The organism is Sphingomonas sp. GlSt437 (genome assembly GCF_048015635.2).
In the GTDB taxonomy this organism is placed as follows: Bacteria; Pseudomonadota; Alphaproteobacteria; order Sphingomonadales; family Sphingomonadaceae; genus Sphingomonas.
On record NZ_JBPGYA010000001.1, the window covers coordinates 627,259 to 654,193 of the forward strand.

General features: G+C 65.8%; 30 protein-coding genes. 19 read left to right on the forward strand and 11 right to left on the reverse strand.

Annotated features, from left to right (window positions below; translation table 11 throughout):
• Positions 1-70 precede the first annotated feature (70 nt).
• The gene (locus tag ACLB0R_RS03320; RefSeq protein WP_416641929.1) at positions 71-859 is read left to right on the forward strand and encodes an SDR family oxidoreductase; all 789 of its coding nucleotides are present in this window, start codon (positions 71-73) and stop codon (positions 857-859) included.
• Here ACLB0R_RS03320 and ACLB0R_RS03325 read toward each other — a convergent pair whose 3' ends face one another.
• Genes ACLB0R_RS03325 through ACLB0R_RS03335 form a run of 3 tightly spaced genes read right to left on the reverse strand, consistent with a single transcriptional unit; the run spans position 860 to position 3,833 of the window.
• Complete coding sequence (locus tag ACLB0R_RS03325) at positions 860-1,288, reverse strand: type II toxin-antitoxin system VapC family toxin (protein WP_416641930.1); 429 nt, start codon at positions 1,286-1,288, stop codon at positions 860-862.
• Positions 1,285-1,530, reverse strand: coding sequence for a type II toxin-antitoxin system Phd/YefM family antitoxin (locus ACLB0R_RS03330; RefSeq protein WP_416641931.1), 246 nt, complete (start codon positions 1,528-1,530; stop codon positions 1,285-1,287). The genes ACLB0R_RS03325 and ACLB0R_RS03330 overlap by 4 nt, the downstream gene beginning before the upstream one ends.
• A gap of 44 nt (positions 1,531-1,574) precedes the next feature.
• Positions 1,575-3,833, reverse strand: a complete 2,259-nt coding sequence (locus ACLB0R_RS03335) for an NADP-dependent malic enzyme (protein WP_416641932.1) — start codon at positions 3,831-3,833, stop codon at positions 1,575-1,577.
• A gap of 52 nt (positions 3,834-3,885) precedes the next feature.
• Between ACLB0R_RS03335 and ACLB0R_RS03340 the strand changes: the two genes are divergently transcribed.
• The 3 genes from ACLB0R_RS03340 to mutS are packed head-to-tail and all read left to right on the forward strand — an operon-like array spanning position 3,886 to position 6,969.
• Positions 3,886-4,086 (forward strand): antitoxin, encoded by a 201-nt coding sequence (locus ACLB0R_RS03340; protein ID WP_416641933.1) that lies wholly within the window; start codon positions 3,886-3,888, stop codon positions 4,084-4,086.
• Positions 4,079-4,369, forward strand: a complete 291-nt coding sequence (locus ACLB0R_RS03345) for a type II toxin-antitoxin system RelE/ParE family toxin (RefSeq protein WP_416641934.1) — start codon at positions 4,079-4,081, stop codon at positions 4,367-4,369. Before ACLB0R_RS03340 ends, ACLB0R_RS03345 begins: the two co-directional genes overlap by 8 nt.
• Before the next feature lie 20 nt (positions 4,370-4,389).
• The gene (mutS, locus tag ACLB0R_RS03350; protein ID WP_416643085.1) at positions 4,390-6,969 is read left to right on the forward strand and encodes a DNA mismatch repair protein MutS; all 2,580 of its coding nucleotides are present in this window, start codon (positions 4,390-4,392) and stop codon (positions 6,967-6,969) included.
• Between the two features lie 87 nt (positions 6,970-7,056).
• Here mutS and ACLB0R_RS03355 read toward each other — a convergent pair whose 3' ends face one another.
• On the reverse strand, positions 7,057-7,755 hold the full coding sequence (locus ACLB0R_RS03355; protein ID WP_416641935.1) for a GNAT family N-acetyltransferase: 699 nt from the start codon (positions 7,753-7,755) through the stop codon (positions 7,057-7,059).
• A 101-nt stretch (positions 7,756-7,856) separates the two neighbouring features.
• Here ACLB0R_RS03355 and ACLB0R_RS03360 point away from each other — a divergent pair, with 101 nt between their 5' ends.
• The 4 genes from ACLB0R_RS03360 to ACLB0R_RS03375 all read left to right on the forward strand — a co-directional run bounded on the left by ACLB0R_RS03360 (position 7,857) and on the right by ACLB0R_RS03375 (position 12,241).
• The gene (locus ACLB0R_RS03360) at positions 7,857-10,607 is read left to right on the forward strand and encodes a [protein-PII] uridylyltransferase (RefSeq protein ID WP_416641936.1); all 2,751 of its coding nucleotides are present in this window, start codon (positions 7,857-7,859) and stop codon (positions 10,605-10,607) included.
• A gap of 11 nt (positions 10,608-10,618) precedes the next feature.
• Positions 10,619-11,002: a VOC family protein gene (locus ACLB0R_RS03365; protein WP_416641937.1), complete on the forward strand. Its 384-nt coding sequence runs from the start codon at positions 10,619-10,621 to the stop codon at positions 11,000-11,002.
• Positions 10,999-11,541, forward strand: coding sequence for a GNAT family N-acetyltransferase (locus ACLB0R_RS03370; RefSeq protein WP_416641938.1), 543 nt, complete (start codon positions 10,999-11,001; stop codon positions 11,539-11,541). Before ACLB0R_RS03365 ends, ACLB0R_RS03370 begins: the two co-directional genes overlap by 4 nt.
• Positions 11,542-11,710: 169 nt before the next feature.
• Positions 11,711-12,241 carry a hemerythrin domain-containing protein gene (locus ACLB0R_RS03375; protein WP_416641939.1) on the forward strand — a complete coding sequence of 177 codons (531 nt, stop codon included), beginning with the start codon at positions 11,711-11,713 and terminating at the stop codon, positions 12,239-12,241.
• Positions 12,242-12,279: 38 nt separating this feature from the next.
• Here the strand turns inward: ACLB0R_RS03375 and infC are convergent, their stop codons facing one another.
• Both infC and thrS read right to left on the reverse strand, forming a co-directional pair.
• Entirely contained in the window at positions 12,280-12,813 is a 534-nt protein-coding gene (infC, locus tag ACLB0R_RS03380; RefSeq protein ID WP_416641940.1) for a translation initiation factor IF-3, read from the reverse strand.
• A 117-nt stretch (positions 12,814-12,930) separates the two neighbouring features.
• Positions 12,931-14,964 (reverse strand): threonine--tRNA ligase, encoded by a 2,034-nt coding sequence (gene thrS, locus ACLB0R_RS03385; protein ID WP_416641941.1) that lies wholly within the window; start codon positions 14,962-14,964, stop codon positions 12,931-12,933.
• Positions 14,965-15,137: 173 nt separating this feature from the next.
• Between thrS and ACLB0R_RS03390 the strand changes: the two genes are divergently transcribed.
• Complete coding sequence (locus ACLB0R_RS03390; protein ID WP_416641942.1) at positions 15,138-15,986, forward strand: dienelactone hydrolase family protein; 849 nt, start codon at positions 15,138-15,140, stop codon at positions 15,984-15,986.
• Here the strand turns inward: ACLB0R_RS03390 and ACLB0R_RS03395 are convergent.
• Positions 15,983-16,396 (reverse strand): hypothetical protein, encoded by a 414-nt coding sequence (locus ACLB0R_RS03395; protein WP_416641943.1) that lies wholly within the window; start codon positions 16,394-16,396, stop codon positions 15,983-15,985. The genes ACLB0R_RS03390 and ACLB0R_RS03395 overlap by 4 nt on opposite strands.
• A 53-nt stretch (positions 16,397-16,449) precedes the next feature.
• Positions 16,450-17,265 (reverse strand): LD-carboxypeptidase, encoded by an 816-nt coding sequence (locus ACLB0R_RS03400; RefSeq protein ID WP_416641944.1) that lies wholly within the window; start codon positions 17,263-17,265, stop codon positions 16,450-16,452.
• Positions 17,266-17,322: 57 nt separating this feature from the next.
• Here ACLB0R_RS03400 and ACLB0R_RS03405 point away from each other — a divergent pair, with 57 nt between their 5' ends.
• The 9 genes from ACLB0R_RS03405 to ACLB0R_RS03445 all read left to right on the forward strand — a co-directional run bounded on the left by ACLB0R_RS03405 (position 17,323) and on the right by ACLB0R_RS03445 (position 23,612).
• Positions 17,323-18,720: a UDP-N-acetylmuramate--L-alanine ligase gene (locus ACLB0R_RS03405; protein ID WP_416641945.1), complete on the forward strand. Its 1,398-nt coding sequence runs from the start codon at positions 17,323-17,325 to the stop codon at positions 18,718-18,720.
• A gap of 33 nt (positions 18,721-18,753) precedes the next feature.
• Complete coding sequence (locus ACLB0R_RS03410; protein ID WP_416641946.1) at positions 18,754-19,008, forward strand: DUF6356 family protein; 255 nt, start codon at positions 18,754-18,756, stop codon at positions 19,006-19,008.
• A gap of 21 nt (positions 19,009-19,029) precedes the next feature.
• Positions 19,030-19,731, forward strand: coding sequence for an alpha/beta hydrolase family protein (locus ACLB0R_RS03415; protein ID WP_416641947.1), 702 nt, complete (start codon positions 19,030-19,032; stop codon positions 19,729-19,731).
• The gene (locus ACLB0R_RS03420) at positions 19,725-20,498 is read left to right on the forward strand and encodes a tetratricopeptide repeat protein (RefSeq protein ID WP_416641948.1); all 774 of its coding nucleotides are present in this window, start codon (positions 19,725-19,727) and stop codon (positions 20,496-20,498) included. Before ACLB0R_RS03415 ends, ACLB0R_RS03420 begins: the two co-directional genes overlap by 7 nt.
• A 63-nt stretch (positions 20,499-20,561) precedes the next feature.
• Positions 20,562-20,990, forward strand: a complete 429-nt coding sequence (locus ACLB0R_RS03425; RefSeq protein ID WP_416641949.1) for a VOC family protein — start codon at positions 20,562-20,564, stop codon at positions 20,988-20,990.
• Positions 20,987-22,033 (forward strand): NAD(P)H-dependent flavin oxidoreductase, encoded by a 1,047-nt coding sequence (locus ACLB0R_RS03430; protein WP_416641950.1) that lies wholly within the window; start codon positions 20,987-20,989, stop codon positions 22,031-22,033. Before ACLB0R_RS03425 ends, ACLB0R_RS03430 begins: the two co-directional genes overlap by 4 nt.
• Before the next feature lie 2 nt (positions 22,034-22,035).
• The gene (gene gloB, locus ACLB0R_RS03435; RefSeq protein WP_416641951.1) at positions 22,036-22,770 is read left to right on the forward strand and encodes a hydroxyacylglutathione hydrolase; all 735 of its coding nucleotides are present in this window, start codon (positions 22,036-22,038) and stop codon (positions 22,768-22,770) included.
• Positions 22,771-22,815: 45 nt separating this feature from the next.
• Positions 22,816-23,232 (forward strand): DUF6491 family protein, encoded by a 417-nt coding sequence (locus ACLB0R_RS03440; RefSeq protein ID WP_416641952.1) that lies wholly within the window; start codon positions 22,816-22,818, stop codon positions 23,230-23,232.
• Between the two features lie 2 nt (positions 23,233-23,234).
• Complete coding sequence (locus ACLB0R_RS03445; protein WP_416641953.1) at positions 23,235-23,612, forward strand: hypothetical protein; 378 nt, start codon at positions 23,235-23,237, stop codon at positions 23,610-23,612.
• Here the strand turns inward: ACLB0R_RS03445 and hslU are convergent.
• Positions 23,609-24,907, reverse strand: a complete 1,299-nt coding sequence (gene hslU / locus ACLB0R_RS03450; RefSeq protein WP_416641954.1) for an ATP-dependent protease ATPase subunit HslU — start codon at positions 24,905-24,907, stop codon at positions 23,609-23,611. The genes ACLB0R_RS03445 and hslU overlap by 4 nt on opposite strands.
• A gap of 110 nt (positions 24,908-25,017) precedes the next feature.
• Positions 25,018-25,572 (reverse strand): ATP-dependent protease subunit HslV, encoded by a 555-nt coding sequence (gene hslV, locus ACLB0R_RS03455; RefSeq protein WP_416641955.1) that lies wholly within the window; start codon positions 25,570-25,572, stop codon positions 25,018-25,020.
• Between the two features lie 131 nt (positions 25,573-25,703).
• Here hslV and ACLB0R_RS03460 point away from each other — a divergent pair, with 131 nt between their 5' ends.
• Positions 25,704-26,327, forward strand: coding sequence for a Yip1 family protein (locus ACLB0R_RS03460; protein WP_416641956.1), 624 nt, complete (start codon positions 25,704-25,706; stop codon positions 26,325-26,327).
• A 136-nt stretch (positions 26,328-26,463) separates the two neighbouring features.
• Here ACLB0R_RS03460 and ACLB0R_RS03465 read toward each other — a convergent pair whose 3' ends face one another.
• Positions 26,464-26,877: a holin family protein gene (locus ACLB0R_RS03465; protein ID WP_416641957.1), complete on the reverse strand. Its 414-nt coding sequence runs from the start codon at positions 26,875-26,877 to the stop codon at positions 26,464-26,466.
• Positions 26,878-26,935 lie beyond the last annotated feature (58 nt).

A 26,935-nucleotide genomic window follows, 5' to 3' on the forward strand; every position in this document is an offset into this window, starting at 1 on the left:
CACGACCGGTCGCGCCTGCGGCCAGCGATCCCAGCTTGCGCTGGGATGACGATAAAAAGGGAGAGTGAAGATGGACACCACCAACCTGTTCCGCCTCGATGGCCGCATTGCCCTGGTGACGGGCGGCTCGCGCGGCATCGGCAAGATGATCGCCGCCGGCTTCATCGCCCAAGGCGCCAAGGTCTATATCTCGTCGCGCAAGGCCGATGCGTGCTTCGCCACCGCCGAAGAGCTTGGCCCCAACTGCATCGCGCTGCCACAGGACGTGTCGACCGTCGCGGGCTGTAAGGCGCTCGCCGCGCAATTCGCTGAGCATGAAACGAAACTCGACATCCTGGTCAACAACGCCGGCGCCGCCTGGGGCGAACCCTTCGAGGTGTTCCCGGAGAAGGGCTGGGACAAGGTGATGGACCTGAACGTCAAATCGCCCTTCTTCCTCACCCAAGCGCTTCACGAAGCGCTGAAGGCGGCAGCATCCGCGGACCGGCCGGCGAAAGTGATCAACATCACCTCGATCGACGGCCAGCGGCTCAATCCGTGGGAGACGTACAGCTATCACGCGTCGAAATCAGCGCTCATATACCTCACCAAGCGGATGGCGGCGCGGCTGGTGCGCGATTACATCAACGTCACCTCGATCGCGCCGGGGGCGTTCGCCAGCGAAATGAACCGCGCCGCGCGCGACCATGCCGACGCGGTGGCGCAAAGCATCCCCGCCAAGCGCATCGGCGTCGACGAGGATATGGCCGGCACCGCCATCTACCTCGCCAGCCGCGCGGGGGATTATGTGGTGGGTGACACGATCACCGTCGATGGCGGGCTGGTGAACGCCGCTGTCGGCGTGTCGATCGACGCCTGATCAGCTGAGCAGGCGCGTCCCCAAATCAAGGGCAGCGCCTGCCTTTGCCATGTCGACATCCAACGTCCAGACGATGGCGCCGCCCGACTGCGCGATGGCAAGATGCAGTGCATCGGGAGCGCGCAACGGCAACGGGCTGCGCTCGATCAATTCCGCCGCCGCCATCAACGCCGCGTCGTTGATGGCGATCGGCGTTGCAGAGTGAGTCAGCATGGATGCGATCTCACGGGCAATCATAACAGCCAAAGATTGGCTTATTTCCCCACCGCGCGCCTTCATGGCGAGCGCCGAAACGATTTCGGCACGGCACCAATAGCTTGTCAGCAACGCATCCTCAGGAAGACCGCCAAGCCATTGCCGCGCAGCCTCGCTCGCCGTTTCGGTCGTGAAGGCGGAAACGAGCAGCGAACTATCCGCATAGACTTTCAAAGCAGATTGTCGCGCCGCAGGCGTTCCACAAACGACAAGCCGTCAGGGTCGACATAGGGTGGCGACAAGGCCGCGATCCGCCGCATCGCCTCTACATCAATCGGCTTTTTCGGCTGTACTTCCGCGACCAGTCGAGCGACCGGTTTGCCCCGCTTGGTGATCGAGACGATTTCGCCGGCCTCGGCCAGCGCTACCAGTTCGCTTAACCGCGCTTTGGCGTCCGCAAGTGCTACCGAAACCATTGCCGTTTCCTGACCAGTTAAATGGTCAGATAGCACAAAGCCCCTTACCGCGCAATTCCGCCCGCCGCCAGCACCGCCAGCGTCACCAATTCGCTCGCGGTGCTGGTCATCGGCGCGATCTGGACGTTCTTTTCCATGCCGATGAGCATCGGGCCGATCACCGCATCACCGCCCAGCTCGCGCAGCAATTTGGCGGAAATGTTGGCCGATTGCAGCCCTGGCAGGATGAGAACATTGGCGGGGCCAGACAGGCGCGCGAACGGGTAATTCGCCATCTGGCGCGGGTTGAGCGCCACATCCGGCGCCATTTCGCCTTCGAACTCGAAACCGACCTGGCGGCGCTCAAGCTCCTTCACCGCGCCGCGAATACCCTCCAGCCATTGCCCTTCCGGGTTGCCGAAAGTCGAGTAGCTGAGGAACGCGACGCGCGGCTCATGCCCCATGCGGCGCGCCACCGCTGCCGTCTGCTCGGCGATATCAGCGAGCATTTCGGCATCAGGCCGCTCGTTGACGGTGGTGTCCGCCATGAACACCGTGTGGCTCTGCCCGACCATGACGTGAATGCCGAACGCGGTGCGACCCTGCACCGGATCAATCACGCGGCGAACCTCGCGCATCGTCTGGGCATAGGTGCGCGTCGTGCCGGTCAGCATCGCGTCGACTTCGCCAAGCTGGAGCATCACCGCGCCGAAGATGTTGCGGTTCTGGTTGATCATCCGCTCGCAATCGCGGCGGAGATACCCGCGCCGCTGGAGCCGCTGGTAGAGAAAATCGACCATGCGCGGCACGAGTGGCGAATTGCGGCTGTTATGGACCTCATAGTGCTTGGGCTCGACAACGCCCAAGGCGCGCAGCCGGTCATGCACATCGTCGCGGCCGACCAGCACCGGCGTGCCATAGCCGCCATCCTTGAAGGCGATCGCGGCGCGCAGCACGACTTCCTCCTCGCCTTCCGCAAACAGCACGCGCTTGGGGTGCGCGCGCGCGCCTTCGTACGCCAGCGTCAGTACCGAGGTGGTCGGGTTGAGGCGGCCGCGCAGGCACTGGCGATAGGCGTCGAGATCGAGGATCGGCTTGGTCGCGACGCCCGAATCCATCGCCGCCTTAGCGACCGCGAGCGGCACGACTTCCATCAGCCGCGGATCGAACGGCGCAGGGATGATGTAATCGGGGCCGAAGCTGTGCCGCGTACCGTAAGCGACCGCCACTTCCTCGGGCACTTGCTGGCGCGCGAGATCGGCAAGCGCCTGGGCGGCGGCGACCTTCATCGCGTCGTTGATGCCGGTCGCGCGCACATCAAGCGCGCCGCGGAAAATGAACGGGAAGCCGAGCACATTGTTGACCTGGTTCGGATAATCCGACCGGCCGGTTGCGATGATCACATCGGGCCGCGCGCGCTTGGCCTCGGGCGGGGTAATCTCGGGATCGGGATTGGCCATGGCGAAGACGATCGGGTTCTTCGCCATCTTCATGAGGTATTCGGCCGGCAAGGCGCCCGCGGCGGACAGGCCCATGAACACATCCGCCCCGTCAAGCGCGTCTTCCAGGCTGCGGCGCTCGGTGACGACCGCGTGCGCCGATTGCCATTGGTTCACGCCATCGCGGCCCTGATAGATCACGCCCTTGCGATCACACATGATGAGGTTACCGCTGGGCAGGCCCATCGCCTTGATCAGCTCCGCGCACGCAATCGCCGCCGCGCCCGCGCCGTTCACCACGATGGTGGTGTCCTTGATGTCGCGGCCGGTGAGGAACAACGCATTGATCAGCCCCGCCGCCGCGATGATCGCGGTGCCGTGCTGGTCATCATGCATCACCGGGATCTTCATCCGCTCGCGCAGGGCCTGCTCGATGATGAAGCATTCGGGCGCTTTGATATCCTCAAGGTTGATGCCGCCGAAGCTGGGCTCGAGCAGTGCGACCGCGTTGATGAACGCTTCGGGATCTTCGGTATCGACCTCGAGATCGATCGAATCGACATCGGCGAAGCGCTTGAACAGCACCGCCTTGCCTTCCATCACCGGCTTGGACGCCAGCGCGCCGAGATTGCCGAGCCCCAGGATCGCAGTGCCGTTGGAAATCACCGCGACCAGATTGCCCTTCGCGGTATAATCATAGGCCGTCGCCGGATCGGCAGCGATGGCGCGCACCGGCACCGCGACGCCCGGCGAATACGCCAGCGCCAGGTCGCGCTGCGTCGCCATCGGCTTGGACGCGATGATCTCGATCTTGCCCGGCCGCCCTTCCGAATGGAACAGCAGTGCCTCGCGTTCGGAAAACTGGACGTTGGATTCGTCGGACATGGTGCCCCTCTTGCGCTCGGCATCCTCCTAGCCAAGGCAGGGCGGCGGGTCTATGCTGCTGGCCATGAAAGCTGAGCCCGGCATTTTTGAACAGGACGACGAAGCGGCTATCGCTGCCAGCGACGCGCGCGCCTTGGCCCACATCGCCGCCGGTCGAGTTTGGCCGCACGCCATCGTGGCGGAGTGGCTCAAGACCTGGGGCACGCCGGATCGCAAGCCCTTCCATGAGTGGCTAGCTTCGCGGGGTGGCTAGCGTCGAGTGGTCGGGCGAGGCGCTTGAACAACTCGACCAGATAATCGCTTATATCGATGTATTCGATCCACCGGCCGCGCGACGCCTGTCGTCGCGACTGCTCGCGCTTGGAAACAGCCTTACGGCATTTCCCGATCGTGGGCGGCCCGCCGGCAATGGCGTTCGCGAGATGGTGACGGTGCGCCCTTATATTTTGCGCTATCAGGTTAGCGATGACGGCACCAAAGTGATCATCCGAAGCGTTCGACACAGTGCGCGCTTGCCCATGGACGACAACGCCTGATGTCCACCACCCCCACCCCCATGATGGCGCAATATCGGGCGCTAAAGGAAGAGGCGGGCGATTGCCTGTTGTTCTACCGGATGGGCGATTTCTTCGAGCTGTTCTTCGACGACGCGAAGGTGGCGAGCGCGTGCCTCGACATCGCGCTTACGGCACGCGGCGAGCATGATGGCCAGCCGGTCGCGATGTGCGGCGTGCCGGCGCATGCCGCCGAGGGCTATCTCGCCCGGCTGATCAAGGCCGGGCACAAGGTCGCGATTGCCGACCAGACCGAAAGCCCTGAGGAAGCACGCAAGGCGCGCGGTTCGAAAGCACTCGTGTCACGCGCGATCGTCCGCATCGTCACCGCCGGCACGCTGACCGAGGAAGCGCTGCTCGACACCCGCGCGGCCAATTGGTGCGCCGCGATCGGCGAGGTGGCGGGTGGCATCGCGATTGCCGCCGCCGACATCTCGACCGGGCGGTTCGAGATTATTGATAGCAGCGTGGCCGCGCTGACCGCTGACCTCGCCCGCCTCGCGCCGGCCGAAACCATCGTTGCGGAAGGGAGCGCCTTTGCCGACGTGGCGACCGGCAGTCGCCCCCGCGCCGCGTTCGACAGCGGCGAAGGCGAGGCTCGGTTGAAGGCGCTGTTCGGGGTCGCCACGCTGGATGTCATCGGTGCACTCGGCCGGCCGGCGCTGGCGGCGGCGGCCGGGCTGATCGCGTATCTCGAACACACCGCCAAGGGCGCGCTGCCCTTCCTCCGCCCGCCGCGCCATACCTCGGGCGGCGCCACGATGGCGATCGACGCCGCCACTCGCGACAGCCTGGAATTGACACGATCGAGCGCCGGCAGCCGCCAGGGCAGCCTGCTCGACGCGGTTGACCGCACCGTCACCGCCGCCGGCGCGCGGCTGCTCGCCGCCGATATCGCCGCGCCGCTGATGGATCGAACCGCGATCAACGCGCGGCTCGACCTGGTGCAATGGCTCCATGACAGCGCCGCCCAGCGCGATATGCTGCGCGGCATCTTGCGCAGCGCGCCCGACATTGGCCGCGCGCTGGGGCGGCTAGCGGCGGGGCGCGGCAGCCCGCGCGACCTGGGTCTGCTGCGCGACGGGCTGGATGCGGCGTGGCGATTGGGCGAGCGACTGAGCACCATCGAGCCCGCGCCGGCGCTGCTCACCGAGCTGGTGCCGGCCATGCAGGGCCATGGCGCGCTGATCGATCTGCTGCGCCGCGCGCTGGTGCCGACACCGCCCATCGATGCCAGTCAGGGCGGCTATATCGCCGAGGGCTATGACGCCGCGCTCGACGATCTGCGCGATGCCGGCGCCGGCGGCCGCCGCGCGATTGCCGCGCTCGAAGCCAACTATCGCCAGCGCACCGGCATCGCCGCGCTCAAGATCCGCCACAACGGCGTGCTCGGCTATCACATCGAAGTGCCCGCGCGCGCCGCCGATCCGCTGATGGCTGCCGATTCGGGGTTCACACACCGCCAGACAATGGCGGGCGCGGTACGCTTCAATGCGGCGGAACTGCACGAGGTCGCGATCAAGGTGACGCAGGCGGGCGCGCACGCCCTGGCGGCGGAAGCGGCGCATCTGGAGGAGCTGACCGAAGCGGCACTGCGCACCCGCGAGGCAATCGCTGCGACCGCCGACGCGCTCGCACGGCTCGATGTCGCGGCGGGCCTGGCCGAGCGCGCGTCGGAGGGCGGCTGGTGCCGGCCCGCGCTTGCTGATTATGCGTGTTTCGAAGTCGAAGGCGGGCGGCATCCGGTCGTTGAGGCAGCGCTGGCCAAATCGGGCGAGCGGTTCGTCGCCAATGATTGCGTGCTGACCCCCGATCGCCGGCTATGGCTCGTCACCGGCCCCAATATGGGCGGCAAATCGACCTTTCTGCGCCAGAACGCGCTGATCGCGGTGCTCGCGCAAGCGGGGAGCTATGTGCCGGCGACTTCGGCCAAGCTCGGGTTGGTCGATCGCCTGTTCAGCCGGGTCGGCGCGTCGGACAACCTCGCGCGCGGCCGCTCCACCTTCATGGTCGAGATGGTCGAGACCGCCGCGATCCTGGCGCAGGCGACCGCCGACAGCTTCGTCATCCTCGATGAAGTCGGGCGCGGCACCAGCACTTATGACGGCCTCGCCATTGCCTGGGCGGTGGTCGAGGCGATTCATGAGGATAATCGCTGCCGCTGCTTGTTCGCGACGCATTATCATGAGCTGACGCGGCTGGCCGAGCGGCTCGATGGGCTGTCGCTCCACCATGTCCGCGCGCGCGAATGGAAAGGCGATCTGGTGCTGCTCCACGAAGTCGCCGATGGGCCGGCGGATCGCAGCTATGGCCTGGCGGTGGCGCGGCTGGCGGGGCTGCCGCCGGTCACGATCGCGCGCGCCAAGGCGGTGCTCGCGACACTAGAGGCGGGGCGCGCCAAGACGGGCGGGCTCGCGGCGGGGCTCGACGATCTGCCGCTGTTCGCCGCGACCGTGGCGCCGGAAGCCGCCGCGCCGGACCCGATCCGCGCCGCGCTCGACGGGATCGACGTTGACGCACTGTCGCCCCGCGAGGCGCTCGATCGGCTCTATGAATTGAAGCGGCTTGCGCGCGAAAATTAAACGTCATTCCAGCGAAAGCTGGGATCGGCCAGGGCAAACGACCCCAGCTTTCGCTGGGGTCGCGGTGTGTTATATTATGGAGGCGGGTCAGCCGTCGTCCCGCTCCACGATCGTGAAACGCATCTCACGCCGGACCTTGAATCCCAGCGCCTCGTAAAGCTGCACCGCCGGATTGTCGGGATAGGCATGGAGGAATACCGCGTCGCCATCGGCGAGCATCCGCTCGATCGCGATCCGCATCAGGCCGATGCCGAAGCCATGGCCGCGCCAATCGGGGTGGGTGCACACCGCGCTTACCTCGGCAAAGCCCGGTACCTTCATCCTTTCGCCGGCCATGGCGACAAGCTTGCCGCCGCGTTTGATGCCGATGAAGCGCCCAAGCCGATGTGTTTCTGTGAAGAATGGCCCCGGCCGGGTCAGCGTAGCGAGCTCAAGCATCGCCGGCGCGTCGGCATCGCTGAGATCCACCCAGTCGAGCTCGGCATGCGCGGCTTCAGCGGGGGCAAGCGGGCCGTCCAGCAGCATCTGATAGAGCGTTGCTTGGAACGTCACGCGCGTGCCGGCAAGCGGTTGCGGCGGCTCGGCCTCGACCAGCCCCAGCTGCCCATTGGCCGGCATAAGCGCGGCAAGCGCGGCCTGCGCTTCGGCCCCGTCATCGCGCGCGGCGGCAAACAAATTGACCGACGGCCGGAAGCGCCGCGCGCGATGATCGCCCTCGGCCAGCCCCTTGTGGCGAGTCGCGAGCGTGTTCCAGATCGGGCGGTCGAGCAGGTGCGGGGTCGTCATGCCGGCAATCTGGCGCCTCGCTCGACGAGCGTCATCCCGAATTGCGCGCTTAAACAATCGCGCGCGTGACGGCGGCGTCGCGACCCCCTATCTCAGCACCAATGGCCAATCGCTTCGACACCCTGCCCCAGCGCCGCGCGATCATCGATCGCCGAGCGATTGCCGATGAGCTTGCCGCGCTCGCTGGCGAGGATCGCGTCGCGCTGCGCCAGGCGATGACGGCGCGCCTCAAGGCTGCGCTTGATGCCGGCCGCGCCGAAATCGCCCGCCGCCTTGCCGAACATCCCTCGCGCGGGCTGGAAGCCGCCGCCGCGCAGGCGTTCCTGATCGACCAGATCATCCGCCTGCTCCACGATTTCGTCGTCGACCGGCTCTATCCCAATCGCAACCCGACCAGCGGCGAGCGCCTCACCATCATCGCCGTTGGCGGCTATGGCCGGGGCGAAATGGCGCCCTATTCGGATGTCGATATCGGTTTTCTGACGCCCTGGCGGCAGACCGGCTGGTGCGAACAGGTCATCGAATCGATGCTTTATGCGCTATGGGATTTGGGGCTGAAAGTCGGGCATAGCTCGCGCTCGCTCGACGAGATGGTGCGCCAGGCCAAGGCCGACATCACCATCCGCACCGCGCTGCTCGAGGCGCGCTATGTCTGGGGCGATACCGCGCTGTACGACGAGGCGGCCGAGCGTTTCTGGCGCGACGTGCAGACCGGCACCGCGCGCCAATTCATCACCGACAAGCTCGCCGAGCGCAACGAGCGCCACGCCAAGCTGGGCAATAGCCGCTATGTCGTCGAACCCAATGTAAAAGAGGGAAAAGGCGGCCTACGCGACCTCCACACGTTGTTCTGGATCGGTAAATACACCTATCGCGTGCGATCTTCGGCCGATCTGGTCGAAGAAGGGCTGCTGACCCGCGCGGAATACCGTCTGTTCCACCGCGCCGAAAATTTCCTATGGGCGGTGCGCTGCCACCTCCATCTGATCGCCGGCCGCGCCGAGGACCGGCTGACCTTCGACGTGCAGCGCGAGATTGCCGAGCGCATGCGCTATGCCGACCGCCCCGGCAAGTCGCGCGTCGAGCGCTTCATGCAATATTACTTCCTGCAGGCGAAGACGATTGGCGACTTGACCGGGGTGTTCCTCGCCCATCTCGACGAGAAATTCGCCGCGCGCGGCCGGCGGTTCGGCTTGCCATCGCTGCGCCGCTCGACACGACACCTGAACGGCTTCGTGCTTGAGCGCGGCCGCATCGCGCTGCCGGCGGACGATTTCTTCCGCAAGGACCCGGTGCGGCTGATCGAAATCTTCGCGCTCGCCGACAAGCACGCCCTGGAAATCCACCCGATGGCGATGCGCGCGGCGACCCGCGACGCCAAGCTCGCCGACGACATCCGCACCAACCCGCGCGCCAACGCGCTGTTCCTCGATGTGCTGACCTCCCCACGCGATCCCGAAACCGTGCTGCGCTGGATGAATGAGGCCGGCGTGTTCGGCCGCTTCGTGCCCGATTTCGGCCGGGTCGTCGCACAAATGCAGTTCGACATGTATCATCATTTCACCGTCGACGAGCACACCATCCGCGCGATCGGCCTGCTCGCGCGGATCGAGCGCGGCGAGGCCGGCGAGGACCATCCACTGTCGACCGGGCTCATCAAGCATATCGCCAGCCGGCGCGTGCTCTATATGGCCGTCCTGCTCCACGACATCGCCAAAGGGCGCGGCGGCGACCACTCGGTGCTGGGTGCCGAAGTCGCGCATCGGCTGTGCCCGCGGCTGGGGCTGACGGCGGCCGAAACCGAGACCGTCGCCTGGCTGGTGCGCCACCATCTGCTGATGTCGGCGACCGCGTTCAAACGCGACTTGTCGGACTTCAAGACGATCCTCGACTTTGCCGGCGCGGTGCAGAGCCCCGAGCGGCTGAAGCTGCTGCTGATCCTGACCGTGGTGGACATTCGCGCGGTCGGGCCGGGCGTGTGGAACGGCTGGAAGCGGCAATTGCTGACGACGCTCTACGATTCGGCGGAGGAAGTGCTGCGGCTGGGCCATAAGCAGCGCGGGCGCGGTGAGCGGATTGCTGCGAAACAGGAAGATCTGGCGACGGCGCTTGGTTGGGATGCGGCGCAGATGGCGGCATATATCAAGCGCCTGCCCGAGGCCTATTGGATCGCCGAGCCCGCCGACGTGCTGGAGCACAATGCGCGCATGATCGAGGCGGCGGGTGACGCGCAGCTATGGATCGACGCGCGCGCGTACGCCGAACGTGGCGCCACGCTGGTCACGCTCTACGCCGCCGACCATCCGGGGCTGTTCTATCGCACCGCCGGCGCGATCCACGTCGCCGGCGGCAACATCATCGACGCGCGCATCCACACGACGCGCGACGGTATGGCGCTCGACAATTTCCTAGTGCAGGACCCGTTCGGCCGGCCGTTCGACGGGCCCGAGCAGCTCGACCGGATCAAGCAGACGATCGCCGACGCGCTCGCCAATCGCGGCAAATTGAACGAGCGGCTGAAAGCCAAGCCCCTGCCCCGCCCCCGCGCCGAAGCATTCGACATCCAACCCGCCGTCTTCATCGACAATGGCGCATCGAACCGCTTCACCGTCATCGAGGTCAATGCGCGCGATGGGCCGGCGCTGCTCAACCGGCTGGCGCTGGCGCTGTTCCTGTCCAAGGTGACGATCCACTCGGCGCATGTCGCGACTTATGGCGAGCGCGCGGTCGACACTTTCTACATCACCGACCTGATCGGCGATAAGATCGCGAGCAGCCAGCGACTCAAGTCGATCGAGCGGCGGCTGCTGGGTGCGGCAGCGAACGAAGGCGAGTGGCGCGAGGCTGCCTGAGGGAGGATGGCATGGGCGTATTGGGGATTGGCGGGCTGTTCTTCCGGGCGAAAGACCCCGACGCGCTGAACGCCTGGTATCGCGACATGCTCGGCGTCGGCGCGGGATGTGCGGCGAAAGGCACGGGCGAGCCCGAGCAATGGACGTGGAAAACGCATGGCGGCGAAGTGGTGTTCGCGCCCTTCAAGGCTGACACCGATTATTTCCCGGTCGATAGGCAGTATATGCTCAACCTGAAAGTCGCAGGCATCGACGCGATGATCGATGGGCTGCGCGCCAAGGGCGTCGACGTCATCACCAAGCCCGAATGGGACGACCCGCACACCGGCAAATTCGCGCGCATCCACGACCCCGAGGGCAACCCTGTCGAGCTGTGGGAGCCGCCAGCCGAATGAGTACGGCGCCGGCCGTCCGTCAGGCGCGCCCGGCCGATGCGGCGCGGATCGGCACGGTGCACGCCCAGGCGTGGCGCGAAGCCTATGCCGGGTTGTTGCCGGCCGCCGAAATCGCGCAATGGACTGCGGCAAAGCGCGTCGCGATGTGGCGGCGGGTGATCGCGACCGGCATTGCGCGCGGCGTGTATGTGGCGGAGCTTAATCGCGAGATTATCGGCTTCGGCGCCTGTGCCGACCAGCGATCGCCCGATCTCGCCGCGCAGGGCTTCAAGGGCGAAGTGACGGCGCTTTACGTGCTGCAATCGGGCCAACGCAGCGGCGCCGGCCGCGCTCTGATGGCGGCAATGGCGCGAAGGCTCATCGCCGAGGGAGACCGAGCGATGGCGCTCTGGGTGCTGGCCGCCAATGCCCCGGCACGGCGCTTTTACGAGGCGCTGGGCGGGCGCGCGGTCGCGACACACCGGCGGCCGGATTTGGCCGCGGACGAAGTGGCCTATGGCTGGGACAACCTTGAAGTGCTGGCCTCACGGTCGGGTTAGGCTAGCGCACAGCGTCTGGCGCACCCGCCGACTGACGGCGCCGCCGTTCATTTCGGCCGAGACAAACGGCCCGTCGTTTGCTGGCCGTGTCGGTAGGAACGCTCGCCACGGCCCAGGGTTTGAACTGCGCGATGTCCAGCCCCCGACACTCGCGCTAAGGAGAACCACCATGTCCGTTGTCGACTCCGTCGTTGCGGCGATCACACCGCCCGAAAGTGAAGAAGCGCGCGCAGAAGCCCGCGCCAAGGCCGAAAATATCGCCCAACCCGGCGATTGGCTGAACCTGATCCTCGACCATCATCGCGCCATCGAAGCGCAATTCGCTGCACTAAAAGCTGCAGCCGATGCCAATGAGCGGATCGCCGAACAGGAAAAGCTGGCCGAATTACTGACCGCGCACGCCATCGCCGAGGAAGCTGCGATCTATCCCGCCATGGCCGAGCACCATCAGGTCGGCCATGCCGAGCTTGCCTATCAGGAACAATCAGCGGCGAAGATGGAGCTAGGCCTGCTCGAGCGGCTTGACCCGCTGAGCGAAGATTATCACGACAAATTGGAACATATCGAAGGCGCGGTTGCGCACCATGTCTATTCGGAAGAGGGCACTTGGTTTCCCGAGCTTGCAGCAAGCGCGCCCGCCGATGAGCAGGCCAGGATGACCGAGCGCTACACGGAGGAATATAGCCGCTATCTCGGCTGATTACGGTCGTGCCGGGCACCCACCCGGCACGACATGTCCTATTTGGGCGACAGCACCATCAGCATCTGGCGGCCTTCCATGCGCGGATAGGCTTCGATCTTGGCGTCTTCGGCCGTGTCGTCCTGCACGCGCTTCAATAGCGCCATACCGAGCTGACCATGGGAAAGTTCGCGGCCGCGGAAGCGCAGCGTGATCTTGACCTTGTCGCCTTCGCCCAGGAATTTATGGACCGCCTTCATTTTCGTCTCATAATCATGATCGTCGATGTTCGGACGCATCTTGATCTCCTTGATCTCCTGCGTCTTCTGGGTCTTTCGGGCCTGATTGGCCTTTTTCTGCGCCTCGTACTTATATTTGCCGATATCGAGGAATTTGGCGACCGGCGGATCGGCGTTGGGCGAAATCTCGACGAGGTCGAGGCCGACTTCGGCCGCCGCCTCGATAGCCTCGCGCGTGTACATCACACCCAGATTCTCGCCGTCCTGATCGATCACGCGGACCTTGGGCGACTGGATGAATTCGTTGAACCGGGGGCCGTTCATCGGCGGCGCGGGCATGGGCCGGCGCATCATTGGCGGACGGATAGGTAGTGCTCCTTTGGTTTTCAGTGGGGCCAATATAGAGAAAACTGCGGCACCGGGGAAGTGACCCCGGCGCCACAGTGTTGCTGATCGAGCGCTTTTTCGCGGCTAGCGCAGATCAGGTGGGGTCGCTTCCGCTGTCAACCGCGCGATCAGCGCCTCGAGCTTGAGCACTTCCTGCCTCGCATCGGCGCCGAGCGGGCGCAGCGCAACCGTCCCCTCTTCCGCCTCGCGTTTGCCGATGACGAGCAGGTTGGGCACCTTGGCCAGGCTGTGCTCGCGCACCTTGTAGTTTATCTTCTCGTTCCTGAGATCGGTCTCGACGCGCAGCCCCGCTGCCGTCAGCTTCGCTTCGACCTCGCGCGCATAATCATCGGCATCGGACACGATCGTCGCGACCACCGCCTGCACCGGCGCCAGCCACAGCGGGAAGCGGCCGGCATAATGCTCGATCAGGATGCCGATGAAGCGTTCGTAACTGCCGAAGATCGCGCGGTGGAGCATGATTGGGCGATGCTTCGCCCCGTCCTCCGCCACATAGGCCGCGTCAAGCCGCTCAGGCAGCACCCGGTCCGACTGGATGGTGCCGACTTGCCAGGTGCGGCCGATCGCGTCGGTCAGATGCCATTCGAGCTTTGGGGCATAGAAAGCCCCTTCGCCGGGCAGCACTTCAAAATTATATTCCGGCGGCGGGAGGTTGTTATCCGCAGCTTCCAGCCTGAGTAAAACCATCGCCGCAATCACCGCATTCCTTAGCTCAGCCTCAGCCCGGTCCCACATTTCGTCGCTGCCGAAGCGCTTGTCGGGGCGGAGCGCGAGCTTGATCGAATAGCTGAAGCCGAAATCGCGATAGATGCCGTCCGCCAACCGGCAAAAGGCCTGCACCTCGTCGACGATCTGGTCTTCGCGGCAAAAGATGTGCGCGTCGTCCTGGGTGAATTGCCGCACCCTCATCAGTCCGTGCAGCGCGCCATGCGGCTCGTTCCGATGGCAGCAGCCATTCTCGTAAAGCCGCAACGGCAAGTCGCGATAGGACTTGATGCCCTGGCGGAAAATGAGGACATGCGCCGGACAGTTCATCGGTTTTAACGCCATCCATTCAGCAGCGTCGGAGACGATCGGCCCCTCATCTTCGGTATTGGGAACTTCGTCGGGGATGACGAACATATTCTCGCGATATTTGCCCCAATGGCCCGATTGCTCCCATTGGCGGGCGTCCATGACCTGCGGCGTCTTGACCTCGCGATAGCCCGCCGCGTCGATCTTGCGACGCATATAGGCCTCAAGCTGGCGCCAGATGGTGAAGCCGTGCGGGTGCCAGAATACGCTGCCATGCGCCTCGCTCTGAAGGTGGAACAAGTCCATCTCCGCGCCGATCTTGCGATGATCGCGCTTGGCGGCTTCTTCCAGCCGGACGAGATGCTCGGCGAGCTGCTTCTTGTTGAGCCAGCCGGTGCCGTAGATGCGGCTCAGCATCGCGTTGTTTTGGTCGCCGCGCCAATAAGCGCCCGAAACACGCGTCAGCTTGAATGCCTCGGGGTCGAGCTTGCCGGTCGAGGCGAGATGCGGGCCCCGGCACATGTCGAGCCAATCCTCGCCCGACCAATAGACGGTCAGCGGCTCGTCGCCCGGCAGTTCGGCCGCCCATTCGGCCTTGAAGCTCTCGCCTTGCTGCTTCCAGCGGCTGATCAGCGTGTTGCGGTCCCATACTTCGCGGCGCAACGGCTTGTCGGCACGGATGATGGCGCGCATCGCTCCCTCGATGGCCGGCAGATCCTCCTCGGTGAAGGGACCGCGATCGGGGGCGGGGGCGAAATCATAATAGAAGCCATCGTCGGTCGACGGGCCGAAGGTGATCTGCGTGCCGGGATAAAGCTGCTGCACCGCTTCCGCCAGCACATGCGCATAATCGTGGCGCACCAGCTCGAGCGCGTCTTTCTCATCGCGGCTCGTAACCAGCGCCAGCTGCGCATCACCCTCGAAAGGGCGCCCGATGTCGCGCAATTCGCCATCGACCTTCGCCGCGAGCGCAGCCTTGGCCAGCCCCGGCCCGATCGCCGCGGCGATGTCCGCCGGCGTAGTCCCCGCCGCAACCTCACGGACGGAACCGTCAGGGAGCGTGATCTTGAACATCTGGGACATGGTGGAACCTGGGGCTTTCGAGCGATTGTTGCGGTGGGGGCGCGTTATGCCGCGTGAAGCAATATAGGCAAGCACGCAATCAGGACCAGTCGCACCCAAATCCCGCATTGCGGCCCGATGCCAAGCGCCTAGCATGGTGCTCTAGGTTCAATCGACTTCAGGAGTCGCTGCCGATGCTTACCCTCACCCGCCCCGATGGCACCCCTTCAGTCGATCTCCACCTGACGCGGCGTGGCGCGGTGGGCATGTTCTTTGTGGGGTATGCGGTCGCCGCGCTGTCGGCCGAAGCGGCGCCGATCATGACGCCCGCCGATGGCCTGATCATCGAGGAAGTGACCATCCCCAATGGCGCGGCCAGCCCACTGCCCGCCTATGTCGCACGACCCAAAGGCAAGGGCCGCCATGCAACGATCGTCGTGGTGAACGAGATTTTCGGCATCCACGAGTATATCAAGGATATCTGCCGGCGGCTTGCGACACTCGGCTATGTCGCGGTGGCGCCTGATTTCTTCTACCGCGCCGGCGTCAATCTGCCCGCGCTCACCGACTTCGCCGAGATCCGCAAAGTGGTTGCCCAGGCATCGCCCGAGCAGGTCGATGGCGATGTCCGCGCGACGATCGGCTGGATCAAGGGTGCCGCCTTCGCCAATCCCGGCAAAATCGGCATCACCGGCTTTTGCTGGGGCGGCGGCGTCGTGTGGCGCGCGGCGATCGAAGATGCCGAGATCAAGGCCGGCGTCGCCTGGTACGGTCAGCTCAAGCCGGTCATCGCGCGCGCCACTGAACTCAAGGCGCCCGTACTCGGCCTCTATGGCGCGCTCGATCAGGGCATCCCGCAGACTGATGTCGAAGCCATGCGGGCAGCACTAAAGGCGGCGGGCAAGACCGGGTCGGACATTCATGTCTATGCCGACGCCCAGCACGGCTTCCACGCCGATTACCGGGCGAGCTACAACGAAGCGGATGCCAAGGATGGCTGGGCGCGCATGCTCGCCCATTTCAAGGCGAACGGCGTCGCTTAAGCCGCTTTGGTCGCCGGCGCGAGCGTGGCGAGCAGTGTGCGCACGCGGGCGATGTGCGCGCGCATGATGCGGTTGTGGTGCTGAATGCGCTCGGCCAGGCTGTTCCAATCGAACGGCAATTCCTGCGCCATGAAATTCTTGATCGCGGTGCGCAGCGCATCGGTGAGCGCAATGCACTCGGCCTTCAGCTCGCAGGCAAGCTTGCGCTGATAGGCATCGCCATCGCGCATCAGCGGTTCGAACAACTCGCGATGGACGAAGAGCTGATATGCGCTCACCAGCACGCCGGCATCGACACATTTCTGGCGAATCCGGTTGGAGAGCGCAGGATCGCGCGTCGCGAGCAGCGCGTCGGCTTCAACCATCGATGCTTCGATCTTCGCGAAATAGCCGTCGAGACGCTGGGGCATGAACTCATCCTCTGTCGAAGCCGGGATAGTCGACAAAGGTTAGGAAAGGCTGATCACGCCAGGCCGAAGGGTACGATCTTGTTGGCGACATCATGCCCGATATCGGCGGCGCCGAGATAGGGCACGCCGAGCTCAGCACACCAGCGGTGCATCATCGTATCGACTGGCTCGGCCCAGGGGGGATCATTGGGCTTGATGTCGGTAATCCGCCCGAGCCGCACGCCCGCCACGCCCTTCAGCTGCGTCGCGCGCGCCAGCTGGCAGAGCATGCGATCGATCCGATAGAGCGGCTCCGACACCTCCTCGATCACCAGCACATGATCGGTAAGGTCGGGCAGCCAATGCGTACCGATCAGCGCGGCGAGGATTGCTAGGTTGAACGCCGCGTGCGGCCGACCGCCAAGCCCGCCTTCGAGCACGCCCCGCTCGCGCGCGGTGAGCCAGGCGAGCGCGCGCGCGACCGCCGCCTCCCCGCCCTCGCGCCCGATATCGACCGGCATCGGCCCGTGCACGGCATGACCCAGCCGGCGGGCGTAGAGCGCGCCGATCAGGAACCCCAGGTCAGAATAACCGAGCCAGGTCTTGGTCGCGGCGGCCGGCGCCAGCTTGTCCATGACCATGGGCAAGATGCGGTTGGAGCCATAACCACCGCGCGCGAACCACACTGCGTCGATCGTCGGATCATTGGCGACGTCCAGAAACGCAGCCGCGCGTGCCGCATCAGGGCCGGCGAAATGCCCGTCCGACAGAAAGCATTGCGGGTGAACGATAAGCTCAGCCGAAGGATAAAGCACCGCCGCCAGCGCGATCACCTTGTCGGCAAGCGGCTTGTCGATCCCCCGCGCCGGCGCGACGATCGCGATTCGCATCAGCTCTCTCCCTCGCCGGCTTGCCCCGCTCCACAAATGCCGCGATAGCCCGGCGCGATGGATACGCGCAAACCCTTCTTCCTGGTCGGCATCGGCGGATCGGGGATGATGCCGCTGGCGATGATCCTGGCCGGCCAGGGCTATACCGTCGCGGGATCGGACCGCAGCCTCGATCAGGCGCGCCTGCCGGCCAAGTTCGACGCGCTGCGCGCGCTCGGCATCGAGCTTTATCCGCAGGACGGCAGCGGCATTACGTCACCCGATCAGATCGTCGTCGCCTCGGCAGCGATCGAGGACACAGTCGCCGATATCATTGCCGCGACGCGGATCGGCGCGGCGCGGATGAGCCGGGCCGAGTTGCTCAGCCGGTTGTTCAACGCGTCGCCCGTCTCGATCGGCGTTGCCGGCACCAGCGGCAAATCGACCGTGACCGGGATGATCGGCTGGATCCTCCACAGCGTCGACCGCGAGCCCACCGTGATGAACGGCGCGGTGATGAAGAATTTCGCGCGACCCGAAGCGCCGTTCGCCAGCGCCTTGGTCGGCGACGGACAGGTGTTCGTGAGCGAGGTTGACGAAAGCGACGGCTCGATTGCGCTCTACACCCCGACAATCGCGGTGCTCAACAATGTCAGCCTCGATCACAAATCGCTTGACGAATTGCGCGCGCTGTTCGGGGCGTTCGCGGCGCGGGCGAAGACGACAATCGTCAATGTGGGCGATGCCGAGGCTGCCGCGCTGGCCGCGACGTTGGCCGGCGATATCCGCACCGTCGCGATCGAGACGGCGGCGGATTATCGCGCGGAGAACCTTGCGCCTCAGCCGTTCGCGGTAGGGTTCGAGCTAGTCCATGGTGGGAACCGCCACTCGGTGCGGCTTGCAGTGCCCGGACGCCACAACGTCGCCAATGCGCTGGCGGCGCTGGCGGCGGCAGACGCGGCGGGCGTGCAGCTCACTGAGGCAATCGAGGCAATCGCCGACTTCCGCGGCCTCAGGCGCCGCTTCGATCTGGTCGGCGAGGCCGCCGGCGTCGCGGTGATCGATGATTTCGGCCACAACCCCGACAAGATCGCCGCGACGCTCGACACGCTGCACCAATTTCCCGGCCGGCTGCTGCTGCTGTTCCAGCCGCATGGCTATGGCCCGCTCAAGGTGATGCGCCGCGAATTGGTCGAGAGCATCGCGGCGCGGCTGGCGCCCGACGATGTACTGGTGCTCCCCGATCCCGCCTATTTCGGCGGCACCGTCGCGCGCGAGGTGACGAGCGCCGATATCGTTGCGGACTTGCGCGCGGCTGGTGCCGACGCGCGCCACATCGCCGACCGCGCCGAGGGCGCCGCCCGGCTGGTCGAAGAAGCGCGCCCCGGCGACCGCATCGTCATCATGGGTGCACGCGACGACACGTTGAGCCAGCTCGCCGCCGAGATCGTCGAAAAATTGGCATCACGCGACTGAAGCGCTAGAATGGTGCGCCAAGGGAGATTGCCGATGTTCCGCCGCCTGTTCCTCGATCATCCGCATTCGGTCGGCGAGAGCTATACCGAGCATTTCCGCGTCGCTTCGGGCTTCGGCATCACGATGATCGCTGGCGGCATCGCCTGCATGACGCACGCCGTGCTGCCCTTCGTCTTCACGCGCACCGGCAGCGACACCATCGCCGCGCTCCACGCCCGCCTCGTCGCCAAGCGCGAAGCGAAGCGCGCCGCGACGACACAAATGGCGACGGTCGAATATGTGATCTGAGCGGCCTACCGCTCGCCTGCCATGCTGGCCAAGCATCTCGTTCCCGGTCGCGCCCCGACGGTGATCTTTTTGCCGGGCTACGCTTCAGACATGACCGGTAGCAAGGCGCTCGCGCTCGAAGGCTGGGCGCGCGAGCGGGGCCAGGCATTTCTCCGCTTCGATTATCGCGGGTGCGGCGCCAGCCCTGGCCGGTTCGAGGACCAGACGCTCGCCGACTGGCGCGACGATGCGATCGCGATGATTGACGCAGTGGACGGCCCCGTCGTGCTGGTCGGCTCGTCGATGGGCGGCTGGCTGATGCTGCTGGCGGCGCTTGCCCGGCCCGATCGCATCGCCGCGCTCGTCGGCATCGCGGCGGCGCCCGACTTCACCGACTGGGGCTTCGACGCCGCAGACCGGGAGGCGCTTGTCCGTAACGGTCGGCTACAGCGCCCCTCGCCTTATTCAGACGCGCCGACGCTCTACACGCGCGCCCTGGTCGAGTCGGGTGCCGCACTGCGTCTGCTCGGCGGCGACATCGCGATCGAGGCACCAGTGCGCCTCATCCACGGCCAGCGTGATCCCGATGTGCCGTGGCAGCACAGCCTGACGCTTGCCGAGCGGCTACGTTCAGCCGATGTGCAGGTCACGCTGATCAAACACGGCGACCACCGCTTGTCTCGGCCGGAAGACATCCGCCAGATCATCGCGACCGTCGAAGGAGTGTTGCCCGTCTCATGCTGATCCTCGCCGCTCTCGCCGCCGCGCAGGCGGCCGCGCCCGTTGCCGAGCCGCGCCTGCCGCCCTCGCTCGCTGACCGCTATCAACAATGTGTCGGCCTCGCGACCGGCAACGATCCGCATAATGGCGAGCTCGATGCGATCGCGTGGCAGCAAACGAGCGGCAAATTCTTTGCGCGCCAATGCCTCGGCATCGCGCTCGCCAATCAGGGCAAATGGGCGGACGCGGCCAAAGCTTTTGAAGGCGCCGCCGACGAGGCCGAAGTTGCGCGTGACAACCGCGCCGCGCGCTATTGGTCGCAAGCCGGCAATGCCTGGCTCGCCGCCGGCAACCCCGCCAAGGCGCGCACCGCGCTCGATGCGGCGCTCACCGCCGGAACGCTCGAAAACCCCGAGCGCGGCGAGGCAGCGTTCGATCGCGCCCGCGCGCTGGTGGCGCTTGGCGATCTGCCGTCGGCACGCGTCGACATGGACTTGGCGGAAAAGCTCGAGCCCAAGGACCCGCTGATCTGGCTTTCCTCGGCGACGCTCGCGCGGCGGATGCGGGACATTCCGCGTGCCAAGCTCGACATCATCGAGGCGTACAAGCTTTCCGCCGACGATGCCTCGGTCAATCTCGAGATCGGCAATATCGCGGCGGCGAGCGGCGACCTCGATGGCGCGCGCATGGCCTGGACCGATGCCAAGCGGATCGGCGGCGATGGCCCGGTCGGCAAGCTCGCCGCCGACTCGCTCAAGCAACTCGACGCGCCGGCGCCCAAAAAGCCCTAGCGCACTGGCGGCAACGCCATCACGCGCCTATCTTGCGAGCATCCCCCGCCAGAGGATATCGGCATGAAATATCTCCACACCATGGTCCGCGTCAGCGACCCCGACGCGACGGTAAAGTTCCTCAATCTCGTCGGCTTGGAAGAAGTCCGCCGCTTTGACAGCGAGCAAGGCCGCTTCACGCTCATCTTCATGGCCGCGCCCGGCGACGAGCAAGCGCAAGTCGAGCTGACCTATAATTGGCCGCCCGAAAACGGCGAGGCGGAAGTCTATGGCGAAGGCCGCAATTTCGGCCACCTCGCTTATCGCGTCGACAATATCTACGAGACCTGCCAGCGGCTGATGGACGCGGGCTACACGATCAATCGCCCGCCGCGCGATGGGCACATGGCGTTCGTCCGGACGCCCGACAACATCTCGATCGAGCTGCTGCAGGACGGCCGTCTGCCGCCGGCCGAGCCCTGGGCGTCGATGCCCAACACCGGCCATTGGTGAGCGGACCGACCGACTTTGTGGCACTGACCGGGGCGCGCCTGCCGATCGTGCAGGCGCCGATGGCGGGCTTTGCCGATGTCGATCTGGCGGTGGCGGCGATTGCCGCGGGCGGGATCGGATCGCTCCCCTGCGCGATGCTGACGCCCGATCAGGTGGTGGCGCAGGCGCAAGCGGTGCGGGCTCAGGCCACGGGGCCGCTCAACCTCAATTTCTTCTGCCACACACTGGGGCCGGTGCCCGATGAGGCGGCGTGGCGCAAGGCGCTGGCACCCTTCTATGCCGAGGAGGGCGTCGCTGCCCCCACCACTCCGCCACCGCTGCGCCGCCCGTTCGATGCGGCGATGGCCGAGGCAGTGGAGGCCGTGCGGCCCGAGATCGTCAGCTTCCATTTCGGCTTGCCTGAACCCGTGTTGCAGGCGCGGGTCCGCGCGACGGGCGCGATCCTGTTCGGCAATGCCACCAACCTCGCTGAAGCGGAATGGCTGGCGCGAGCGGGCGTCGATGCCATCATCGCGCAGGGCTTTGAGGCGGGCGGTCACGCCGGTTATTTTCTTGCGGGTCACACACCGATCGGGCTGACGGCGCTGGTCCGGGAAGTTTCGGCGCGCATCGATTTGCCCGTGATCGCAGCGGGCGGCATTGCAGACGCGGCAGGGGTGCGCGCGGCCATCGCGGCGGGGGCAGCGGCGGTGCAGGTCGGCACTGCCTATCTGCTGAGCCCCGAATGCCGCACGTCGAAGGCGCAGCGCACGCAGATGGCAGCCGCGAGCGCACAGCTCACTGTCATCACCAACCTGTTTTCGGGCGGCCTGGCGCGTGGCCTGCGCAACCGACTGATCGAGGCGCTGGGGCCAGTGAGTCCGCTCGCCCCGCCCTTCCCCTTTGCCAGCGCCGCGCTCGCGCCGCTGCGCGCCAAGGCGGAAGCCGATGGGCGCGGCGATTATTCGCCGCTCTGGGCGGGCCAGGGCGTTGCCCTGGTCGATGCCGCACCCGCGATCGAGATCACCCAGCGGCTCGGTCAAGCCGCGCTCATAGAGGCATGACCATGTCGACCATCGAAATCGTTCGCCTGCCCGTCCTCAATGACAATTATGTCTGGCTCGCCCATGACCCGGCGTCGGGCGACACCGCCGTCATCGACCCCGCAGTCGCGGCACCCGTGCTGGCCGAAGCCGACAAGCGCGGCTGGCGGATCACCGCGATCTGGAACACGCATTGGCACCCCGATCACACCGGCGGCAATGCCGAGATCAAGGCGGCGACCGGCGCGACGGTGTTTGCACCGGCAGCCGAGACAGCGCGCATCCCGACGCTGGATGTGGCGCTGGGCGAGGGCGACTCGGTCAAGCTGGGCGAGCACAAGGCGCAGATCTGGGAAACGCCGGCGCATACCGCTGGCCATATCAGCTATTACCTGCCCGAGGATGGCGTGATCTTCGTTGGCGACACGCTGTTCGCGATGGGCTGCGGCCGGTTGTTCGAAGGGACGGCCGAGCAGATGTTCGCCAATATGCGCCGCTACGCCGCGCTCCCCGACGCGACACAGGTCTATTGCGCCCACGAATATACCCAATCGAACGGCCGCTACGCGCTCGTCGCCGAGCCCGACAACCTCGCGCTCAGGGAGCGGATGGCGACCGTGCATGCGGCGCGCGCCGCCGGCGAGCCAACCGTCCCGACCAGCATCGGCATCGAACGCGCGACCAATCCGTTCCTCCGCGCCGCCACTGCCGCCGAGCTCGCCGAACGGCGCGCGGCAAAGGATGCGTTTCGCGGCTGAAGCTGCTATGGGATCAGCAGGAAGATTGTCGCAAGGAGAAACGCGATGCGTACTGTCCTGTTCATTCCGTTAGCTTTGGTGCTGGCAACCGCCAGCGCTGCCGCAGGCGACAGCCGCGCCGACCGCCAGGCGCGCGAAGCCGCCGCGCACCAGGCAACCATTGCCGCCGCGCTCAAGGGCCTCCATCCCGCCGGCAAGCAGGATTGCATCAACCTGCGCGACGCGCAGAGCACGGTCCGCGCCGGCGATACGATCATCTACAAAGATGCCGGGCGCCGCCGCGCCTATGTCACCGAAACGAGCGGCGGTTGTTTCGGGCTCGACCGCGGCGATGCGATCGTCACGCGCACCTATTCCGGCCAATTGTGTCGCGGTGACATCGCTCGAACTGTCGATTTTACCAGCCATTTCGAAAGCGGCAGCTGCGCGCTTGGTGACTTCACGCTCTACAAGGCGAGTTGATCGTGCGCGCGCCAGCGCTGATCGTCACCGCGGCGCTGTTGCTGGGTGCCGCCGGCCCCGATAGCGCAATTGACCACGCGATCGCGGGCCGCGTCGCCGGCACGCCCGTGCGGTGCATCGATAAGCCCAGCAACCAGGGGCCCGAGATCATCGACTCGGCGACGATCATCTATCGAGATGGCGGGCGGTTATGGGTCAACCACCTGCCCGCGCGCTGCCCATCGCTGAGCAATAACGTCATCCTGATCGTCGACGTCTATGGCGGACAATTATGCCATGATGATCGCTTCCGCACGCTGGAGCGCGAAACGAGCATTCCCTCGGGCTATTGCCGGCTGGGTGACTTTACACCTTACGACCGCCCGCCTCGCCCCCACTAGAGTACGAAGCGACTAAGATCCGTGTTGCGCGCGATGCTGGCGAGTTGCCCGTCGACATAAGCGGCGTCGATCACCAGCGTCGTACCTTGCCGGTCCTCGGCGTCGAAGCTGACCTGCTCCAGCAGCTTTTCCATCACCGTCTGCAACCGCCGCGCGCCGATATTCTCGACCTCCGCATTCACTTCCGCCGCGATGCGAGCGACCGCGCGGATGCCGTCATCGGTGAAGTCGATCGTCACCCCTTCGGTCGCGAGCAGCGCCTGGTACTGCGCGACGAGCGAGGCGCGTGTGTCGGACAGGATGGCGACGAAATCCGCCTCGGTCAGCGCTTTCAGCTCGACGCGGATCGGCAAGCGGCCCTGCAGCTCAGGCAGCAGATCGCTCGGCTTGGCGACGTGGAAGGCGCCGCTCGCGATGAACAGGATATGGTCGGTCTTCATCGGCCCATATTTGGTCGCGACCGTCGTGCCTTCGATCAGCGGCAGCAAGTCGCGCTGCACGCCTTCGCGACTGACGGAGCCGCCGCGCACATCGGAAACCGCGATCTTGTCGATTTCGTCGAGGAAGACGATGCCGTTCGCCTCGGCATCGGCGAGCGCCATGCGGCTGACCTCGTCCTGATCGAGGCGCTTGTCGGCTTCCTCCTCGACCAGCTTTTCCCACGCCTTGCGGACGTTGAGCTTGCGCCGCTTGAGGTTCTGGCCGCCGCCGAACGCCTTGCCCATCATCTCGCCCAGATTGATCATGCCGATCGGCTGGCCCGGGATCTCGAACGGCATTTGCGGCGCCTGCTCGACATCGATCTCGACTTCTTTGTCGTCGAGATGGCCATCGGCGAAACGCTGGCGGAACGCCTCGCGCGTCGCGGTCGAGCTATCCTTGCCGGTCAGCGCATCGAGCAAGCGGTTCATCGCCGCTTCCTCGGCCTTGTCCTTCACCGCCGCGCGGCGGCGCTCTTTCTCCAGCCGGATCGCTTCCTCGACCAAGTCGCGAGCGATCTGCTCGACGTCGCGACCGACATAGCCGACCTCGGTGAACTTGGTCGCCTCGACCTTGACGAACGGCGCGTCGGCAAGCTTGGCCAGGCGCCGACTGATCTCGGTCTTGCCGCATCCCGTTGGCCCGATCATCAGGATGTTCTTGGGCGTCACTTCGTCGCGCAGATCGGCCGACAAGCGTTGCCGGCGCCAGCGATTGCGCAGGGCGACCGCGACCGCGCGCTTGGCGTCGGCCTGGCCGATAATGTGCGCATCGAGCGCGGTGACGATGGCTCTGGGGGTAAGGGAGTCGTTCATCATCTACTTTCGTCATCCCAGCGAACGCTGGGATCGGGTGCCGCGAGCGCGGCCTTGGTTACAGAGCGACCCCAGCGTTCGCTGGGGTGACGGTTGGGGTGGGGCGGCGATCAGACAGCTGTATCCAGCGCCTCGATCGTCAAATTCTCATTGGTGTAGATGCAGATGTCGGCAGCGACCTCCATCGCCTTGCGGCAGATCGCCTCGGCGTCGCTTTCATACTCGGTTAGCGCGCGGGCAGCAGCAAGCGCGTAATTGCCGCCCGATCCGATCGCGGCGATGCCCGCTTCGGGCTCGAGCACATCGCCATTGCCGGTCACCACCAGCGTCACGTCCTTGTCGGCGACGATCAGCATGGCTTCCAAATTGCGGAGGTACTTGTCGGTCCGCCAATCCTTGGCGAGCTCGACGGCGGCGCGCAGCAGTTGTCCGTGATGCTGCTCCAGCTTGCGCTCGAGCCGCTCGAACAGGGTGAAGGCATCGGCCGTCGCGCCGGCAAAGCCCGCGATTACCGAGCCATCACCCAGCTTGCGGACCTTGCGCGCATTGGGCTTCATCACCGTCTGGCCCATCGAGACCTGGCCGTCGCCGGCGATCACGACGCGGCCAGACTTGCGCACGGAAAGGATGGTGGTGCCGTGCCACACCGGAGTTTTGTCTGTCATGGGCCGCGATATGGGGGCCGCAACGGCTCGTCGCAATTGGGACGGGCGATGTCGGCTTGATCCTATCGGCGCGCGCCCGACCGCGCTAAACGGACGGCCAATAAAATAAGATCGACGCAGGGACCGTGAAGATGGCAACGCATTTCCCCGATGGCCAATCCACCGGCATGGCGGCGCGGCTGCGGCGCCTGCTGCTGTCGCCCGAGCGCGAATGGGGCGCGATCGACGCCGAGCCGATGAGTGCGCTGCGCCTGTTCCTCACCTGGGCCGTGCCGCTCGCCGCGATTGGCCCGGCGGCGCGCTGCGTCAAATCGATCCTGTTCGGCATCGATCTGCTCGGCTTCCACTATCAGCCCTCGACCGAGATGGCGGTCGCGACGGCGCTGTCGGCTTATGCGATGGCGCTCATCAGCGTGTGGCTGATCGCACTCGCGATCGATGCGCTGGCGCCGAGCTTCGGCGGCGAGAAGGACGGTGATCAGGCGATGAAAGTCGCGGTCTTCTCGATGGTGCCGGTGTGGCTGGCGGGGCTGCTCGCGCTGCTGCCGTTTATCGGCTTCCTCGCCTATGTCGGGCTGTACAGCCTTTATCTCGCTTATCTCGGCCTGCCGCGGCTGATGCGCGCGCGGTCGGACAAAGCGCTGCTCTATGTGGCGGCTGTCGTCATGCTCGGGCTGGCGCTGACGCTGGTGGGCGCGAGCGTGGCGAACAGCGTCGGCAATCTGTTCGCCGCGCCGGGGACGGTGGTGGGGTAACTATCAGGATTTGACGGCTGAGATGCTGCTATCGTCACCCCGGCCTTGAGCCGGGGTCCCGCTACAATCCACCGTCAAGAGAAGCGGGACCCCGGCTCGAGGCCGGGGTGACGGGTTCAGTTGGTCGGCCGCGCCCTCACTTATCCGTGCCGTTCGCCTTGCCCCATTGCCGCGCGACGGTGTAGCCGAGATAACCGGTGCCGAAGAGCGCGTAGAGCGGCTCGGGCAGGCCATTCAGATAGGCCGTCATCCCCGCCGCGATATCTTTCGCCATGTGCGGCTCGACCGCCGCGATCAATCCCATCGGGATCGACCAGAGCAGCAGCACATACATGACGTAGAGGAAGCTCGGCCGCGCGCGGCTGGTCCACGGATCGGTCGATTGCGCCTCGGCGATGATCGCCGACATTTGCGTTTTCGCCGCTTCCATGTCCTGCGAGCCCTGCAGCTCGAGCAATTTCAGCTTGGCTTCGTCGCGCGCGCGCGGATCGGGGATGATCTTGTCGATAATGCTCGCAATCGGGCTGATGAGACCGTCCAGCAAAGGCATGGCAATGGGGTCCTTTCATTCGGGCGCCAGGGGACGGCGCCGGGGCCAAAAATCACCG

Excerpts from the sequence above, each read along its gene's own strand:
- ACLB0R_RS03320 (WP_416641929.1), top strand. The coding sequence starts at position 71 with ATGGACACCACCAACCTGTTCCGCCTCGATGGCCGCATTGCCCTGGTG.
- ACLB0R_RS03330 (WP_416641931.1), bottom strand. The coding sequence starts at position 1,530 with ATGGTTTCGGTAGCACTTGCGGACGCCAAAGCGCGGTTAAGCGAACTG.
- ACLB0R_RS03335 (WP_416641932.1), bottom strand. The coding sequence starts at position 3,833 with ATGTCCGACGAATCCAACGTCCAGTTTTCCGAACGCGAGGCACTGCTG.
- ACLB0R_RS03340 (WP_416641933.1), top strand. The coding sequence starts at position 3,886 with ATGCTGCTGGCCATGAAAGCTGAGCCCGGCATTTTTGAACAGGACGAC.
- mutS (WP_416643085.1), top strand. The coding sequence starts at position 4,390 with ATGATGGCGCAATATCGGGCGCTAAAGGAAGAGGCGGGCGATTGCCTG.
- ACLB0R_RS03355 (WP_416641935.1), bottom strand. The coding sequence starts at position 7,755 with ATGACGACCCCGCACCTGCTCGACCGCCCGATCTGGAACACGCTCGCG.
- ACLB0R_RS03360 (WP_416641936.1), top strand. The coding sequence starts at position 7,857 with ATGGCCAATCGCTTCGACACCCTGCCCCAGCGCCGCGCGATCATCGAT.
- ACLB0R_RS03365 (WP_416641937.1), top strand. The coding sequence starts at position 10,619 with ATGGGCGTATTGGGGATTGGCGGGCTGTTCTTCCGGGCGAAAGACCCC.
- ACLB0R_RS03370 (WP_416641938.1), top strand. The coding sequence starts at position 10,999 with ATGAGTACGGCGCCGGCCGTCCGTCAGGCGCGCCCGGCCGATGCGGCG.
- ACLB0R_RS03375 (WP_416641939.1), top strand. The coding sequence starts at position 11,711 with ATGTCCGTTGTCGACTCCGTCGTTGCGGCGATCACACCGCCCGAAAGT.
- infC (WP_416641940.1), bottom strand. The coding sequence starts at position 12,813 with ATGATGCGCCGGCCCATGCCCGCGCCGCCGATGAACGGCCCCCGGTTC.
- thrS (WP_416641941.1), bottom strand. The coding sequence starts at position 14,964 with ATGTCCCAGATGTTCAAGATCACGCTCCCTGACGGTTCCGTCCGTGAG.
- ACLB0R_RS03390 (WP_416641942.1), top strand. The coding sequence starts at position 15,138 with ATGCTTACCCTCACCCGCCCCGATGGCACCCCTTCAGTCGATCTCCAC.
- ACLB0R_RS03395 (WP_416641943.1), bottom strand. The coding sequence starts at position 16,396 with ATGCCCCAGCGTCTCGACGGCTATTTCGCGAAGATCGAAGCATCGATG.
- ACLB0R_RS03400 (WP_416641944.1), bottom strand. The coding sequence starts at position 17,265 with ATGCGAATCGCGATCGTCGCGCCGGCGCGGGGGATCGACAAGCCGCTT.
- ACLB0R_RS03405 (WP_416641945.1), top strand. The coding sequence starts at position 17,323 with ATGGATACGCGCAAACCCTTCTTCCTGGTCGGCATCGGCGGATCGGGG.
- ACLB0R_RS03410 (WP_416641946.1), top strand. The coding sequence starts at position 18,754 with ATGTTCCGCCGCCTGTTCCTCGATCATCCGCATTCGGTCGGCGAGAGC.
- ACLB0R_RS03415 (WP_416641947.1), top strand. The coding sequence starts at position 19,030 with ATGCTGGCCAAGCATCTCGTTCCCGGTCGCGCCCCGACGGTGATCTTT.
- ACLB0R_RS03420 (WP_416641948.1), top strand. The coding sequence starts at position 19,725 with ATGCTGATCCTCGCCGCTCTCGCCGCCGCGCAGGCGGCCGCGCCCGTT.
- ACLB0R_RS03425 (WP_416641949.1), top strand. The coding sequence starts at position 20,562 with ATGAAATATCTCCACACCATGGTCCGCGTCAGCGACCCCGACGCGACG.
- gloB (WP_416641951.1), top strand. The coding sequence starts at position 22,036 with ATGTCGACCATCGAAATCGTTCGCCTGCCCGTCCTCAATGACAATTAT.
- ACLB0R_RS03440 (WP_416641952.1), top strand. The coding sequence starts at position 22,816 with ATGCGTACTGTCCTGTTCATTCCGTTAGCTTTGGTGCTGGCAACCGCC.
- hslU (WP_416641954.1), bottom strand. The coding sequence starts at position 24,907 with ATGAACGACTCCCTTACCCCCAGAGCCATCGTCACCGCGCTCGATGCG.
- hslV (WP_416641955.1), bottom strand. The coding sequence starts at position 25,572 with ATGACAGACAAAACTCCGGTGTGGCACGGCACCACCATCCTTTCCGTG.
- ACLB0R_RS03460 (WP_416641956.1), top strand. The coding sequence starts at position 25,704 with ATGGCAACGCATTTCCCCGATGGCCAATCCACCGGCATGGCGGCGCGG.
- ACLB0R_RS03465 (WP_416641957.1), bottom strand. The coding sequence starts at position 26,877 with ATGCCTTTGCTGGACGGTCTCATCAGCCCGATTGCGAGCATTATCGAC.